General features: G+C 57.4%; 14 protein-coding genes and 1 tRNA gene. 12 read left to right on the forward strand and 3 right to left on the reverse strand.

The genetic code is table 11. From position 1 onward, the window contains the following. Positions 1-510 precede the first annotated feature (510 nt). The 7 genes from PMW70_RS02225 (at position 511) to PMW70_RS02255 (ending at position 7,142) form a co-directional block, all read left to right on the forward strand. Positions 511-1,215: a GntR family transcriptional regulator gene (locus tag PMW70_RS02225; protein WP_271743760.1), complete on the forward strand. Its 705-nt coding sequence runs from the start codon at positions 511-513 to the stop codon at positions 1,213-1,215. Between the two features lie 135 nt (positions 1,216-1,350). Beyond that, positions 1,351-1,770 (forward strand): PTS sugar transporter subunit IIA, encoded by a 420-nt coding sequence (locus PMW70_RS02230; protein WP_117563728.1) that lies wholly within the window; start codon positions 1,351-1,353, stop codon positions 1,768-1,770. 71 nt (positions 1,771-1,841) lie between these two features. Then, positions 1,842-2,315, forward strand: a complete 474-nt coding sequence (locus PMW70_RS02235; protein ID WP_271743761.1) for a PTS sugar transporter subunit IIB — start codon at positions 1,842-1,844, stop codon at positions 2,313-2,315. Between the two features lie 194 nt (positions 2,316-2,509). Then, entirely contained in the window at positions 2,510-3,544 is a 1,035-nt protein-coding gene (locus tag PMW70_RS02240) for an SIS domain-containing protein (RefSeq protein WP_117563726.1), read from the forward strand. Between the two features lie 62 nt (positions 3,545-3,606). After that, positions 3,607-4,398, forward strand: a complete 792-nt coding sequence (locus PMW70_RS02245) for a PTS mannose/fructose/sorbose/N-acetylgalactosamine transporter subunit IIC (RefSeq protein WP_271743816.1) — start codon at positions 3,607-3,609, stop codon at positions 4,396-4,398. Further along, positions 4,398-5,246, forward strand: coding sequence for a PTS system mannose/fructose/sorbose family transporter subunit IID (locus PMW70_RS02250; RefSeq protein WP_192924133.1), 849 nt, complete (start codon positions 4,398-4,400; stop codon positions 5,244-5,246). Before PMW70_RS02245 ends, PMW70_RS02250 begins: the two co-directional genes overlap by 1 nt. A gap of 429 nt (positions 5,247-5,675) precedes the next feature. Then, the gene (locus tag PMW70_RS02255) at positions 5,676-7,142 is read left to right on the forward strand and encodes an ATP-binding protein (RefSeq protein WP_271743762.1); all 1,467 of its coding nucleotides are present in this window, start codon (positions 5,676-5,678) and stop codon (positions 7,140-7,142) included. A 101-nt stretch (positions 7,143-7,243) separates the two neighbouring features. Here the strand turns inward: PMW70_RS02255 and PMW70_RS02260 are convergent, their stop codons facing one another. After that, complete coding sequence (locus tag PMW70_RS02260) at positions 7,244-7,735, reverse strand: hypothetical protein (RefSeq protein WP_271743763.1); 492 nt, start codon at positions 7,733-7,735, stop codon at positions 7,244-7,246. 215 nt (positions 7,736-7,950) lie between these two features. On the opposite strand from PMW70_RS02260, the gene PMW70_RS02265 reads away from it, so the two are divergent. Continuing rightward, the gene (locus PMW70_RS02265) at positions 7,951-8,730 is read left to right on the forward strand and encodes a hypothetical protein (RefSeq protein ID WP_271743764.1); all 780 of its coding nucleotides are present in this window, start codon (positions 7,951-7,953) and stop codon (positions 8,728-8,730) included. Further along, complete coding sequence (locus PMW70_RS02270; protein WP_215694863.1) at positions 8,727-9,011, forward strand: hypothetical protein; 285 nt, start codon at positions 8,727-8,729, stop codon at positions 9,009-9,011. The genes PMW70_RS02265 and PMW70_RS02270 overlap by 4 nt, the downstream gene beginning before the upstream one ends. Positions 9,012-9,049: 38 nt before the next feature. Here the strand turns inward: PMW70_RS02270 and PMW70_RS02275 are convergent, their stop codons facing one another. Both PMW70_RS02275 and PMW70_RS02280 read right to left on the reverse strand, forming a co-directional pair. Then, positions 9,050-9,736 (reverse strand): DUF5710 domain-containing protein, encoded by a 687-nt coding sequence (locus PMW70_RS02275; RefSeq protein WP_271743765.1) that lies wholly within the window; start codon positions 9,734-9,736, stop codon positions 9,050-9,052. 335 nt (positions 9,737-10,071) lie between these two features. After that, positions 10,072-10,146 (reverse strand) — tRNA-Val (locus PMW70_RS02280). Between the two features lie 288 nt (positions 10,147-10,434). On the opposite strand from PMW70_RS02280, the gene PMW70_RS02285 reads away from it, so the two are divergent. The 3 genes from PMW70_RS02285 (at position 10,435) to glmM (ending at position 15,334) form a co-directional block, all read left to right on the forward strand. Continuing rightward, positions 10,435-11,457: a DMT family transporter gene (locus PMW70_RS02285; protein WP_271743766.1), complete on the forward strand. Its 1,023-nt coding sequence runs from the start codon at positions 10,435-10,437 to the stop codon at positions 11,455-11,457. A 149-nt stretch (positions 11,458-11,606) separates the two neighbouring features. Beyond that, on the forward strand, positions 11,607-13,919 hold the full coding sequence (locus PMW70_RS02290; RefSeq protein WP_271743767.1) for a DUF4012 domain-containing protein: 2,313 nt from the start codon (positions 11,607-11,609) through the stop codon (positions 13,917-13,919). Positions 13,920-14,002: 83 nt separating this feature from the next. Next, the gene (glmM, locus tag PMW70_RS02295; RefSeq protein WP_117637400.1) at positions 14,003-15,334 is read left to right on the forward strand and encodes a phosphoglucosamine mutase; all 1,332 of its coding nucleotides are present in this window, start codon (positions 14,003-14,005) and stop codon (positions 15,332-15,334) included. Positions 15,335-15,460: the final 126 nt, after the last annotated feature.

The raw sequence follows: 15,460 nt of genomic DNA on the forward strand, positions 1-15,460 counted from the left end.
CCCAGCGGGGGCGAATCGAGTCGAATCCCCGAGAGTATACCCATATGGGGCCGCGGCACTGCGGCGAACTGGAGACGATGCCGGCTGATCGTCGATCACTCGCGGTTCGCCCGCCGCACGAGCGTGGATATCCGGACGCGCGAGCGTGGAAAATTGGACGCTCGCCAAACGAGAGTGGATATTCGGACGAAATCGGCCGTCAAAAGTTCAAAAACCGTCCAAATATCCACGCTCGTGCGTCAACTACGTGTCTCTCACCTCACATTCATTTCTACGACGAGGGATGACTGAGAGACAGACAGAAGATAAAAATCAATCGGCTTATCGGATGCATATACCGCCATCAGATTGAAGCTGTATGCGGAAATGGATGGACTCTACACCGCTTACGCAAAATAACCCCTCGTTTGCTGAAACATTATAGGAAATGGCGTGGAGTGCTAAAAAGTTCTAATACAATATAAGTCATTTATCTATAAGCTGCTGATTCCTTGTAAAGGTATGGTTGATATGGTTGAGGCAAATAGCGTTATCCCCCTGTACAAACAGATTGTTCGTGCGCTTTCTGATTCAATCGCCAACGGCACGTACCGCCCGGGAGATAAGCTTCCGACCGAGGCGGAGCTGATCGAGCAATTTGGCGTGAGCCGAATAACGGTTCGCTCCGCAATTAAAGAAATGGAAGATGCTGGGCTTGTTGAGAGGGCCCGCGGCAAGGGCACGTTCGTTTCGTCGGACACGCAGATGTATGCCGCGGACGACCGTGAGAGCTTTACCCATTCGTGCCAGCTTGCGGGCAAACAGGCGTCTACCAGGGTTCTCGAAATGGGCTGGGACTTCCCAAGTCTGCGAGACGCGAAGTTCCTGGGCGTAGACGATACCCAAAAGGTATTGCGTAGCCGTCGTCTGCGCCTTGTGGATGGCAAGCCCACGATGCTGGAAACCAATAGCTATTCCGCTGCGCTTTCTTTTTTGGAGCATGAGTCCTTCGATGATTCGCTGATGGCGGTACTCGATCGCCAGGGGATCAAGATGGGTCCCAACACGCGTACGCTCGAGGTCTGCTATGCGAGCGAGCTCGAGGCGGCATACCTTAACGTGGAGCTGGACTCTTCGCTGCTTCTGTTTGTCGATAGACGTTGTGCCCCAAGTGGCGAGCCGCTTTTCATCTCCCGTCAGGTGTACTGCACCGAGCGACTGAAGTTCTATTTGTAAATTAGAGATAGATTGGTCGATTTACCGACCAATTGTTACCGTTCGCGGATTTGGAAAATAGACACACCACGTAGGGTAGATTGCTAATATACTTTGTTATGACAATATAGTACGTCCTATTGGTATTGGAGAACTATGAATAAGATATTGCTAGCGAGTCATGGTTATCTCGCCCAAGGCATGAAAAGCTCTCTGGAGATTCTGATGGGCACCAACGACCGAATCGAGTGCCTGTGCGCCTATGTCGATGACGATTCAAGGGACGTCGCGGCGTTGATTGATGCATGGATGGAGACGAGGGACCCTGCCGACTCTTGGTTTGTCGTGACTGACATCTTTGGCGGCTCTGTAAACAACGAATTCATTCAGAGGCAGACTGCCGGATCGTTTACGTTGATCGCCGGAATGAACTTGCCGCTGCTGGTGGAAATGGTTACACAGCTGGACTCTCTGGATGCGGACAAGGCCAAAGCCGCGGTCGAGGGATCGCGTTCGTTTATTCAGCTTTGCGAGGCGGCGGACATGCTTGCCGGCGCCGAGGAAGAAGATTTCTAGTTAGTTCTGGTTCGAGCCCTAGCTAGGGGTCGCACCTGTCATTCCCTTTATCACGTGCGGAGATGATAACGATGATTAAGCTTACGAGAGTTGATTACCGACTGATTCACGGCCAAGTTGCCATGTCCTGGACTCACGCTTTGGATGTAGATTGCATTCTGCTCGCCAGCGATGCTGTGGCAAAAGACGACATGAGGAAGGCGGCCTTGAGGCTCGCCCGCCCCAGCGGCGTTAAACTCGTCATCAAGGATGTTGACGCTGCTATCGAGGCGCTCAACAGCGGCGTTACCGACAAGTATTCGCTGTTTATCATCGCTGAGACGATTGAAGATGTCTATCGTCTCGCTAAGGGTTGCAAAGACATCAAAGAGATCAATCTGGGTGGAACCCGAAAGACCCCCGAGACCACGCTTCATCCGACCCCTGCAATCTTCGCGACCGAGAAAGATGCCGAGCATATCCAAGAACTCCTGGGCGATGGCGTGGTCATCGAAATCCGTCAGGTTCCCAATGACGCTAAGGTGTTTGCCAAGGACGTTTTTTAGCCGAAAACATGCTGGTGCTCGGTATTTATTGAACCGATACTCTATGTCTAAGCCCGTCGATCATTTGATCGACGGGCTTTTTATTGAAGAAAAATCAAAAAAATTTGAAATAGTTCTTGCATAGTTAGTTATATAAAGTATTATAACGTCATGGGATGAATGAAGGGTTCATCCAAGTGAGTTAGGAGTAAGGGATGTTCAATTTCGATGAGCCTCGTTACGAGAAGGTTGTGAGCGATGCCCTCGCTCTCCGTCCTCAGATTGAGGCTGCCGTGGACGAGGTCTGCGAGCAGGGTTATTCCAACATCTTCTTCATTGGCTGCGGCGGCACCTGGGCCCACACGCTCCCGATGAAGTATTGGGTCGAGACCACCACGGCCGACGTCGACGTCCACTGCGAGATCGCCGCCGAGTTCCTCGCGTGCCCGCCCAAGACCTTCAACAAGGATTCGGTCTGCGTCTTCTCCACCCGTACCGGCACCACCCCCGAGATCATTGAGGCTGCCAAGTTCTGCCAGGAGCAGGGCGCCCGCACGCTGATGTATGTCTCCAACGACAACACCCCGGCCACCGAGTACGCCGATTACAAGTTCTTCAGCTTCGCCGAGGACGACGTTCTGTGCGAGGCCATCTACACCTACCAGATCACGCTGGTCGCCCGCTTCCTCAAGAACGCCGGCGCCTTCCCCAAGTACGACACCTTCATGGAGGAGTTCGGCAACATCGCTCCGTTCCTCATCAAGGCCAAGGACGCCCAGGACGAGCGCTGCGCCGCCATGGCCGAGGACTTCAAGGACACCGACTACCACATGGTGATCGGCTCCGGCATGCTCTGGGGCGAGGCCTACGACTACGCCATGTGCATCCTCGAGGAGATGCAGTGGATCAAGACCAAGTCCATCCACGCCGCCGAGTTCTTCCACGGCACCATCGAGCTGTGCGAGGAGGGCACGAGCCTCATCATGCTCTACGGCGAGGACGACACCCGTAAGCTTATGGACCGCGTGGACAACTTCACTCACATGCTCGCCGACGAGAAGGGCGTCAACGTCCGCGTGAACAAGTTTGACACCGCCGAGGTCGAGCTGCCGTTCAGCGACCCCGAGTTCCGCAAGATCGTCTCCCCGATGGTCACCTACACCATCACCGAGCGTCTGAGCTGCCATCTCGAGCACGTCCGTAACCACCCGCTCACCACGCGTCGTTACTATCACCAGATGAACTACTAATCCTCTCAAATTGCTGCGGTTGTCTGCAGGCGAGCTGCGCAGAATGCCTCGCCTGCAGACCTATTTCTGGGGTTGATCGAAATGGTGTCCAGTATCTTCTAGTTGCACTGGTCGCATTTATTGCGTCCATGGACGAGCAATTATTTGGCATTACGATGCTTGGTCGTCCGCTGTTTACGAGCCTGTTTGTCGGCTTGATCCTTGGCGATGTCCAGCAGGGCGTTATCGTCGGCGCTGCTTTGGAGTCCATGTTCATGGGCGCCATCATGGTCGGCGCGGCGGTTCCTCCCGAGGTCTATGCCTCCGGCGTGCTTGGCTGCGCGTTTGCCGTCATTACGGGTACGGGCACGGCAACTGCCGTCGCGCTCGCCCTTCCCGTCTCCGTCTTCCTTCAGGTGTGGCGCAACTTCTGCTACGCCGTTCCGGGTGCCTTTGCCTGCAAGAAGATTGAGACCGCTCTGGCAAATCGCGATCTTGCCAAGGCGAATCTGTACCATCTGACTATCGTGCCGCTGTCGATTGGCATTCCGTCTGCACTGCTGGTGTTTGGCTCACTGTTCTTTGGTGCCGACCTCATCAACAATGCGCTCAACGCGATTCCGCAGTTTGTGATGGACGGCCTCAACGTTGCATCCGGCGTCATGGTCTGCATCGGCTTCGCACTTCTTATCAGGACCATGGGCGATAACAAGCTCCTTCCCTGGCTGTTCCTGGGCTTCATTATGGTCATCTATCTCAAGATGGACGTGATCGGCGTCGCCGCAGCTGCCATTTGCGTCGCGCTGCTCCTGGCCTTCCGCGAGGGCTCGTCCGGTCCGCAGACGGTTGCTGCAGATGAAGAGGAGGACTTCTAATGGCTATCCAGAACACCGACCTCAAAGAGGCCAAGAAGGACGCGATTATGACTCCCGATATGTATCGGAGCATGTTCCTTCGCCAGTTTACGAGCCAGTGCTCGCAGTCGTACGACAAGATGATGGCAATGGGCTTCATGTACACCATTCAGAAGCCCCTGCGAAAGATCTATCCCAACGACGACGATTACTATGCGGCGCTCGATCGCCATACCGAGTTCTTTAACATCACGCCTCATGTGCTTCCGTTTGTAGCCGGCCTAACGGTTTCGATGGAAGAGCAGGCGGCTGCCGATAAGAACTTCGACACGTCCTCGATTAACGCCATGAAGGTCGGCCTCATGGGACCGCTTTCCGGCATCGGCGATTCGTTCTACTGGGGTACGTTCCGCGTGGTTGCCGCCGGCATTGGTATTGGCATCGCTTCGACGGGCAACCCGCTCGGCCCCATCGTGTACGCGCTCATCTACTCCGTGATTAACTTTGCAACGCGTATCGTCGCCGCCCATCTGGGTTACGACTTGGGAACCAAGTTTTTGCAGCAGTCCGAAGAGAGCAACCTTATGTCTCGCATGACGCATGCTGCCGGTGTCCTCGGAATGACCGTTATCGGCGCCATGATTGCGGCACAGGTCTCGCTGTCCACGGCTTTGACCTTTGACGTGGGTGGTTCGGAGATTGTCCTGCAGGATCTGTTCGATTCGATCTTCCCCGGTCTGCTGCCCTTGCTGGCAACGTTCGCTTGCGTTGCCCTCTATAAAAAGGGCGTCAAGACCATTTGGATCATCTTGGGCATCTTCGCAATCTGCATCATCGGAACGGGCTTGGGAGTGTTCGCGGCGGCGTAATGTTGACTGCTATGCTCGCGCGTTGGATAACTAACTGACCGTTTGAAAACGGGGCTCGGCGTAAGGCCGACCCCGTTTTTTGTTTGAGGGATTTTCCGACCGTCCAATAATCCACGCTCATGCATCACTCACGCATCTCTCGTCTCTCATTCGTCACTAACACGAGAGATAGATTAAAGACGAGAGATAATTACGAGAGATAGCTCAGCAGCAAAGAGACAAGCAACCATGGTATTGTCTCAATATCGATTGTTCCACCAGCAAAAACATGATTTAATGAAGCAGGTAGAGATATCTTATCTCTCATCTTTTACTCATATCTAATACGAGAGATAACAGAAAGACGAGAGATAATTACGAGAGATAACTGAGAGACGAGGGAAATCCGTCTGCGGTATTCTCCGCAGGACCGAGCGAAGGGACGTGCAGATGAACGAAAACGAGCTGGCCGGTTTGCTCGAGTCTTTAAAGCGAATGGGTTCGGATGACCTTAGCGTCGAAGTAAAAGAGAGCGCCATGACGCTTTCCCGCGACGTATGGGAAACAGTCAGCGCTTTCGCAAACACCGCCGGCGGCATCATCGTACTCGGAGTGAGCGAGCGCGCGGGTTTTGTTCCAGTTGCAAACTTTGAGACCGAGAAGGTACTCAACCAATTCGTGGCGGGCATGGGCGATGCTGGCGGTCGCGGAAAGCTGGCCAATCCGCCCAAATACACCATTGAGCGCGTGGGGCTTCGGGGTACCGTTGTTCTCGTTATCACGATTGAGGAGCTCGACCCGTCGAGCAAGCCTTGCTATGTAATAGAGCGGGGCGCCCAGGGCGGCAGCTACAAGCGCGTCGATGACAAAGACGTGCCCCTTTCGTCGACCGAGGTTTTGGCACTGTCGTCATACGAACGGACGAGTCCTAGCGATCGCGATGCGGTGCCCGGCACGAGTGTGGGCGATCTCGACGAGTCGCTGGTCGACCGCACGATAGAACGCGCCTATTCGTTGACGCCTCGAGCGATGCGTGGTGCGACGGACAAGAAGACAAAGATGGAGCGCCTGAATCTCCTCGACTTCCAGGGCAATGTTACCAAGGCCGGCCTCCTTGCCGCGGGCGTTTACCCTCAGCAGTTCTATCCCAAGCTCTTCATTGATGTGGCTGTCCATGCGGGAACTCAAAAGGGCGCTGCGGGACCGCTAAGATTTATGGACCGCACAGTCTGCGAGGGCACCCTGGGCGAGATGATTTCGGATACTGTCGCGGCTGTCGCCAAAAACCTGCGCCGCACCTCGACCGTCCAAGGCATCTCGCGTATCGACTCGCTGGAGATTCCCGAGGAGGTCCTGCGCGAGGCAGTCGCCAACGCGGTTATCCACAGGGAATACGGGGATCGGTTCTGTGGGCAATCGATCACCGTCGACGTTTTTGACGACCGTATCGAGGTGACGAATCCCGGCGGCCTTTATGGAGGGAAGACTCGCGAGAACTTGTTTGACGGCAGCTCCCGATGCCGTAACGCGACGCTCGTGAAACTCATGTCGATTGTCCCGCTGCCGGATGGCGCAGGTTCGCCGGCTGAGGGCAATGGCTCGGGCATCCCGATGATGATCGATGCCATGCGCGCGCATGGTCTGGCCGAGCCCCTGTTCTGCCCGGGGTTCGATCGGTTCAAGGTCGTACTTTACCGTTCAAAGATCGAGCCGGTCGATCATGGCGGGGACTTGATTATGACGGCACTCAAGCGCTACGGCGAATTGGGGACGCGCGAACTGGCAGAGCGCACGGGACTCACGGTTTCCCAGGTTAGGGCACGCGTCAATGCGCTCATTGAGCAGGGTGAGCTTGAGCCGACGGCGCCGTCGACAAGCCGCAACCGCAAATATCGACTGTCAGAGCGCGTGGAATAAATGCGTTAGTGGACGAGGCGACCCAATAATCGACCCCTCGATTGGCGCCCACTAAGGTAAAGCGGTTGTTGCTCAGTCGACGGTGATGCTAAAGACTCGGCTTACGCCGGCATGGCCCCGAACCCGTCCATCAAGAACAGCCTAAGAACCAGCTCGATGACATATCCCGGTTTGACTTCTGCCGCGTCAAAGACGTGGCGCTCGGCGAGCTCGCGGCAGTATGCATAGATGTCGCGGATAAGGTCCGCGCCCGAAAGCGTAAACATGTAGCCTGCGTCCGAAAGCGCATTGGGCGCGGCGGGCAACTTGGCCATGCGGCAGAACGTTTGCAGGTCGGGCGCCATAACATTCTGGTAGTCGAGGTGGCCGCTGGCATTCTGTGCGGCAAGCTCCAATTGGCGCACAAAATCCAGCGCCGCCGCTAACACAAAGCTCGGCGTAGGCGCATTGACGTCCTGAGTGGTCGCCACAAGCCTGCCCGCCGCCTGCGCGACAAGCCAAGCGACCTCGCGCTGGCAACGCACGGCCTTGCGCGTAACCGGCTTGATGGACGAAGAAGAAACGCTCCCCTTAGGCGGATTCGAAGCAGCCATAAGACCCTCCCATGAACAATCCGGCCCAACAAGCCCGGATGAAACACGTGCTACATCAGTATACAGGGGAGTGGGGTAGCGGGGTACAAGCGCGCCAGCGGCAAACCGAGAGCATCAACGATGTGCCGATCGCGGAATGAGATCTCGTAATAATTGACTTTCGGCCATATTATTGAGAGGCATGACTCGCGTTCGTATGGTTGTAGGTGCTGGCGATGAACGACATTGACCTTGCTGTTCCGTTGATGGATGGACCAAGCTATGACCGTGCCTGCAGTCTCGTTCCTTCTGAATACGTTGAGGCATGGGAGTGGTTTCTGGGTGAGGAGCAGCGCGGCGGCGTTTGGACCAGCCTTCCGCACCACACCAAGGAAGATAGCCCTCAGTATCAGTATCGTTTGAGAATTGGCTCGGACTTCTTTCCCGTAACGCGGGATTCAGGGATCTTCTGGCCGGGCCAGGATCGGGTGAAGCAAGATCCCAATAAGATCTTTGCGCTCTCAGTCCATAACTCTAAAAAGAGCTTCTACACGGATGTGCCTCCGCTCTATTTGGACGATGGTACGTGGGTCATTAAGTACTCGGTTCAAGCGCCGGGTACCGTTGGTTTTCGAGACCAGAATTACAACCGTAAAATGCTCAACTGCATGGAATGTGACGTCCCAGTCGGAGTCATATTTGCAACCGAGGTGGGCTATAAGGTGCTCGGCCTTGCGTTTGTTGAGCGGTTCGAGCCCGAAAACGGATGGTTTGTTCTGCACGGTCCTGTTCATAAAGGCGGACCGGACCCTCGTTTTGCGCCCGACATGAGTTATCTGAAGCACATACCCGTCGATATTGAGTTTGCCGGACAGGGTGCGACCGACGATGAAATTTGGCTTTGGCGGTCTTTTACGATCGTGTTGTTTGATCGGATCGCGTGGCGATGCAATCTCGCGCCCGCCCGCCGGTGCATGCTCTTCCTGATTTGTATAGCGAGAGGGGAGCGTGTATGAGCTGGCGAGGCGATATTGCGATGGGGAAGTACGGAAAACTGCCGTGTGCTCTTATCGACAACAATATGTTTCCGAGCGTAGAGGTTGATTGCGGGTCGTTTGTCGTCGCCTGCCCTTGCTGCGGCTCGCAAATACCGTGTCTCGACATTCGGTTCATCGATGCGCGCGACAGGCTCAGCGACGAAGTGAGAAAACGGACAGGCGTTCATATGCCGGTGTATCCGGAGAAATGCCCTGTTTGTGGCCTCGATATCGTGTACGACGCCGGCGACGAGGGATAGGTGATGCGGAGGAGCTGACTGTGAAGGCCTCTCCGTCCCTACAAATAAATCCCCTCACCGAGCTGCTTGTGGAACTCGGCGTGATGGTCGCGTGCCCAGGTAAAGAGCGCCTGGTCAAAGTCGGTGCGCGTGGCTGGGATGCCAAAGACGCCGGCAGCTTCGACGCGCACAAACTCCAGTGCCGGCAGCTTGTTGATGGCAGTGAGGGCAAACGGGGACGAGGGCTCCTCGAACAGATAGCGGCTGCCTTGCAGCGCGTTGCAAATGGTGCACGTGTTGCCGAGCGACGGGGCTTTGGAGGCTCGCGCGCCTACGGGCTTGTAGCCGCAGCGCTTATGAAGATAGTCGCGGATCTCGCCCGGCACGCAGCCAAGAGCGGGCACGATGGCGAGTGCGTTGGCGTTGGCCGTGTCGATGGTAATGTGCCCGGCTTCGTTGGGCGCGTGCGCGATGGCGATGCCCTTGTCGTCATCGGTTCGATAGGGAATGCCGAAGGCCGCGACCGAGGTCTCTTTGTGACACTTCCAGCACTCGCGCTTGCCCAGTACTAGATATATATACGGCGCTGAGGGGTCGGATCGGTCAACACCGGGCAGCCACTCGGCAAAAGGCTCGGGGTTGACGCCGCTGGGTACATACCAGATCTTCTTGGTCCGGTCCCATTTGGCGCCCAGCGCCTTGGCTTCTTCTCTGTGCGAAAAGGGGACATCGAGCTCGGTGCGCATGGCGGCTCCTTGGTGCTGCAGGTGCGAGTGGCTCAAGGATACCGCAGGGCGCAGACATCGCGGCGTTTTGTTGAGAAGTTGCGGCGCGGACTGCTTGGTTGCGCCGATGGATAGATCGGCAAGTAGATGGTCGGCTTTTGGTCAGTTGGGCGGTTGGAGCAGCTTGCGGCGCAGTTTTGTGCCTGACTATTGTTGATGTTGGGGTATTGAATTTGTTTGGCAGCCATTCGTCAGGTGAATTGATGCTACGTTGCGATGACGGTTGGAACTGCCAGCGGATTTGGCGACATAAAACAAAACAGCCCAGAGGACATAGCCTCTGAGCTGCGAACATTTGGTGGGCGTTAGAAGATTTGAACTTCTGACCTCTTCCGTGTCAGGGAAGCGCTCTCCCCCTGAGCTAAACGCCCGATCAAGGGTGCGCAAGCGCGCAAGGGATAATATAACGGAGCCTGAACTCGGTGGCAAGAACATTTTTAAAAATCGCTTACATTGTGGAATTCGGGGGTCTTGTCATATCCATTTCAAAAGAGCCTGCTGCCGCGATTTGGCTGTCGCATAATGCAAGGCCGTTGCGGTGTCGAGCTATGGAAGACGCCTGCGGAATTGTCCTACCGATAAGCGGACAAGCCTTCGGCTGGTGCCTTCGCCGTGGTAAGGTAAGCCGAATTGCTTCCAGACTGTTTCGGGGGAGTGGAATGAGCAAAGAGTGTGTCGAGCAGGTCGAAGGCGCAGGGGCTTCGGTGCCGATGACCGATATATCGAACATTGATGTGCCCGAGGGCACCGACGAGCTCAGCCGCAACACCCGTCGCGCATGGCGCGACCGCCTGAACAGCGCTTCGACGCGCAAGATGATCACGGGCGTCTTGGCTACGCTGGTGGGCGGTTCGTTTTGGGGCTTCTCGGGCACCAGCGCGAGCTTTCTGTTCGATACCTACCACGTCGACACCTTGTGGCTTATGAGCGTGCGTCAGATTCTCGCCGGTCTACTCTTTATGGCCGTGGTTGTTACGCGCGACCGCGAGCGCCTGATTAAGCTCTGGACCACACCCGCCGATCGCAAGCAGCTGCTGCTCTTTACCGCCTTTGGTCTGCTGTTCAACCAGTTTTGCTATCTTTCGGCCGTGCGCCTGACGAACGCCGGAACCGCGACGGTGCTCCAGTGCCTGCAGCTCGTTATCATCATGGGCTACACCTGCGTGACCGATCGCCGCATGCCGCGTACTCGCGAAGTTATCGGCATTGGCCTGGCTCTGGGTGGAACCTTTTTAATCGCCACCGGCGGCGACCCCACCAGCCTGAATATCTCGCCGCTTGGCCTGGCAGCAGGTCTTATGTGTGCGGTCAGCGCCACGTGTATGGCGGTGATTCCCGCCAAGATCCTGCCCGAATACGGCAGCCCCATCGTCACGGGCTCGGCAATGCTCACGGCGGGCGTGGTCTCGTGCGTCTTCGTGCAGCCTTGGGCGCATATGCCGGCACTCGACGCTGCCGGCGTCGAGGCGCTCGCGGTATTCGTGGTTATCGGCTCGTTTTTTGCTTACATGCTCTATATGGAGGGCGTTAAGGACATCGGCTCGGTGCGTGCGAGCCTCATCGGAACTGTGGAGCCGGTTTCGGCGACCATCACCAGCGCCGTTATGCTGGGCACGGTGTTTTTGCCGACCGACCTTATCGGCTTTGCCATGATCATCGTGATGATGTTCCTCACGGTGTAGCTGGCGCCGCCGCCAAGACAGAAAAGGTGTTGTGCCGCATTTTCGCCAATTGATGTCCGTGTCTGGAGTTTAGCTGTCGATGCTCAAAATGCCATAAACTGGTAACGTTATGGATTTTTTCATTGCGACTCAATTGCGAGGATTTCTTTATGGCTGGTAATCACTTTAAGGGCAGCGATAACGGCCGTCCTGCAGTTCCGCCGCGTCCGAACGGGGCTGGTAAGGCCGGCACGCCGGGCGGCGCTGGACAGGGCGGTTCCAGTAAGCGCGTGTCCCCGGGCGAGACGGCGATGTTTACCGCTCTGTACGAGCAGTCTCAAAAGGCGAAAAAGACCGGCCGTGCAAGAGGGAATGTCTTTGCGGGCGGTGCAACCTCCGCGTCGCAGCCGAGCGGGGCTCCTTCGGTACCTGCGAACAACGCAGGTGCTGCCAACGCCGCAAATGCCGCCGGCAACGTTAATGCCGGCAAGGCCGCCAACAATACTCCCTCTGCCGGTGGCGCGGGGCTTACGGGTAACCTTGGCACGATTTACACCGGTGCCTCCGAGACTGGCACGTTCGCCCGCCTGGATGATAGCGGTGCCGAGTTTGCGGGCTCGGGTTCCAAGGAAGATTATTACGATTTTGGCTTGAACTACGGTAGCGACGCTTCGTCGAGTTCGACCTCTGACGGTCTGGTCCGTCATCGCCATCGCAAGGGCGAACGCAAAAAGCGTCACACCGGCGCCATTATTGCCGCCGTAGTCGCGGTGCTTCTCGTTGTGCTTGGCGCAAGCGGCTTTATGCTGCTTAACTCGGCAAAGACCGTAAAGAGCGAAGCGAAGGAGGCTGTCGAGATCGTCGGTGGCCTTAAGGACAAGGTCACGTCGGGCGATTTTTCGACGCTGCCTGACGACGCGAAGAAGATCGATGAGCTCTGCGACAGCATGAAGGCGGAGACCTCGAGCCCGCTGTGGACGGCGGCTTCGTTTATCCCGGTGTATGGCAGCGACATCAATGCTGCCCGCACCATGATCGACGCCCTGTCCGATGTCTCTAGCGGCGCGCTGATTCCCATGGCCGACAACCTCTCGCAGGCAACGCCCGGCAAGCTGTTCCAGGATGGCATGATTAACGTGTCCGCGCTGCAGGCGGTCGCCGATTCGCTTTCCAACAGCTCGAAGGTGTTCAAGAGCGCCAACGAAAAGATCCAGGGCATTGGCGATACTCATATTTCCCAGGTGACCGAGCTGGTCGATAAGGCCAAGGACGGCTTTGCCACCCTCAACGGCGCGGTTGACGCGGCGGAGAAGGTCGCCCCCGTCCTTCCCCAGATGCTCGGCGCCAACGGCCAGACGCGCAACTACCTTATGTACGCCATGAACAACGTCGAGATTCGTGCCTGCGGCGGCTTTGGCGGTTCGCAGGGCCTGATTTCGGTCACCGACGGCCAGATGTCGATCGGCGAGTTTGTTCCCCGCATTGGACTCAGCGAGGACGAGGCGGTCGAGAGCGTCGACGAAGAGGATGAGGCGTTGTTCGGCAACCACAGTAACCTGTACAACTCGGGCAATACCTATTCGCCCGATTGGCCCCGCAACTCGCAGCGTGTCGCAGCCCTGTGGAAATCTCAATATGGCCAGGACGTTGACGGCGTCGTGGGCATTGACCCGGTGTTCCTGCAGTATCTGCTGGGCCTGGTCGGTAATGTGTCGCTGCCCGACGGAACGGTTGTCGACGGCACCAACGCCGCAAAGGTCCTCATGCACGATGTGTACTGGAACTATCCGGTCGAGGAGTCTGACGGCATCTTTGCATCCGTCGCCAGCGCTGCCTTCGACAAGATCCTTGGCGGTATCGGCGATGTCGATGTTACGAAGCTTGTCAGCGCCGTTGAGCGCGGTGCCGAAGAGGGCCGCCTGATCGCGTGGATGAAAAACGATGACGAGCAGAACGCTATCAAGGAGATGAACATCGACGCCTCGCTGCCCGATCCGGATGACCCGAGTGAAGATCCCGTTGCTGGTGTCTACTTTAACAACCTGAGCTTCTCCAAGCTCGACTGGTACCTGAATGCCGATACGCAGATTGGCCAGGGCATCAAGAACGGTGACGGCACATGCTCGTATCGCATCACCGTTACCCTGACGAACATCATGACGCAGGAGGAGGCCGGCAAGCTGCCCGACTACGTCGCGGCGAGCGCGCCCGATGCCGCGCGCGACGACGAGCGTCTGAATGTCTCGTTGTTTGCCCCGACGGGCGGCAACATTACTGATCTGACCGTCGAGGGCACCCAGTTTGGTCTTGGCGCCGCTACGTGGCATGGAATCCCCTTCTATTCGGGCACCGTTGACCTGCATGCTGGCGAGACGACGACGATCACATATACGCTGACCACGTCAGCCGAGGCGGGGGACAAGCCGCTTACGCTGCGTCAGACTCCTACATGCCAGGCGGCTCGCGACAGCGCGTCGGCGTAGGGTTTTTCTGGTAGCGCAGATAATCGAGTACCATTTTGGGGCGGACAGGCAATCTGTTCGCCCCTATTTTGTAAGGAGAGCGCATGAAGTACTTTGGCACCGACGGCTTTCGCGGTGAGGCTAACGTTGGGCTGACGGTAGAGCACGCTTATAAGATTGGCCGTTTTGTGGGCTGGTATTACGGCGCCAACCGCGAGCGCAAGGCGCGCGTCATCGTGGGTAAGGACACGCGTCGCTCGAGTTATATGTTCGAGGCGGCGCTGGTGAGTGGCCTGGTCGCGAGCGGTGCGGACGCCTATATGCTGCACGTGATCCCCACACCGGGTGTAGCGCATCAGACCGTGGAAGGCTGCTTCGATTGCGGCATCATGATCAGCGCGAGCCACAACCCGTTTTGCGATAACGGCATTAAGCTCGTCAATAGCGACGGTTTTAAGATGGACGAGGACGTACTGGAGCTCATCGAGGACTACGTCGATGGCAAGAGCGAGGTGCCGCTGGCCACGGGCAACCACATCGGCGCCACGGTGGACTACATGCAGGGCCGCAACCGCTACATTGCCTCGCTCATCGCCAGCGCGAACTTTTCGCTGCAGGGCGTCAAGATCGGCATCGACTGCGCCAACGGCTCGGCGTCCTCGGTGGCCAAGCCGGTGTTCGACGCGCTGGGCGCCGACGTGCGCGTGATCAATGCCGCGCCTGATGGTTTTAACATCAACGTCGACTGCGGCTCCACGCATATGGAGCGTCTGCAGCGCCACGTGGTGGAGCAGGGCTTGGACGTGGGCTTTGCCTATGACGGCGATGCCGACCGCTGCCTGGCCGTGGACGAGCGCGGCCGCGTGGTCGATGGCGACCAGATCCTGTACGTGTGCGGCGTGTACCTGAACAAGCACGGTCGCCTTTCGGGCGGTACCGTGGTTCCGACGATTGCCAGCAACTTTGGCCTGATCAAGTCGTTGGAGCTTGCCGGCCTAAGTGCCGTGACCAGCGGTGTGGGCGACCGCCACGTGTATGCCAAGATGCGCGAGGGCGGTTACAGCCTGGGCGGCGAGCAGACGGGCCATACGATCTTTGGCGATATCGAGCGCACGGGCGACGGCATTATGACCTCGCTGCGCGTGATGGAAGTGATCCGCGCCGAGCGCGAGACGCTCTCGCAGCTCACGGCTCCGTGCAAGCTGCTACCGCAGGCGCAGGTGGCCGTGCGCGTGGCGGACAAGGACGCCGCGCTCGAGAACATGGGCGTGCAGAACGCCATCGCCGAGGCCGAGGCTGCGCTGGCAGGCGAGGGCCGCGTGCTCGTACGCAAGAGCGGAACCGAGTCGGTTATCCGCGTGCTGGCCGAGGCGCCCGACCAAGCATCCGCCGATGCCGCCATGAAGCGCATCGCCAACGCACTCGAGGCTCTGTAGTTACGCGGTTTTACCAAACCGCGTAACTGCTCGACGCTGCAAACGCCCCTAAGCGGCAATCTGACGTTCAATTTCAAGGGCGCGACCAGAAGGTCAGCGCCCTTTCATTTCACGTCACCTTGCTCG

Source organism: Collinsella aerofaciens (assembly GCF_028209625.1).
GTDB lineage: Bacteria > Actinomycetota > Coriobacteriia > Coriobacteriales > Coriobacteriaceae > Collinsella > Collinsella aerofaciens_AM.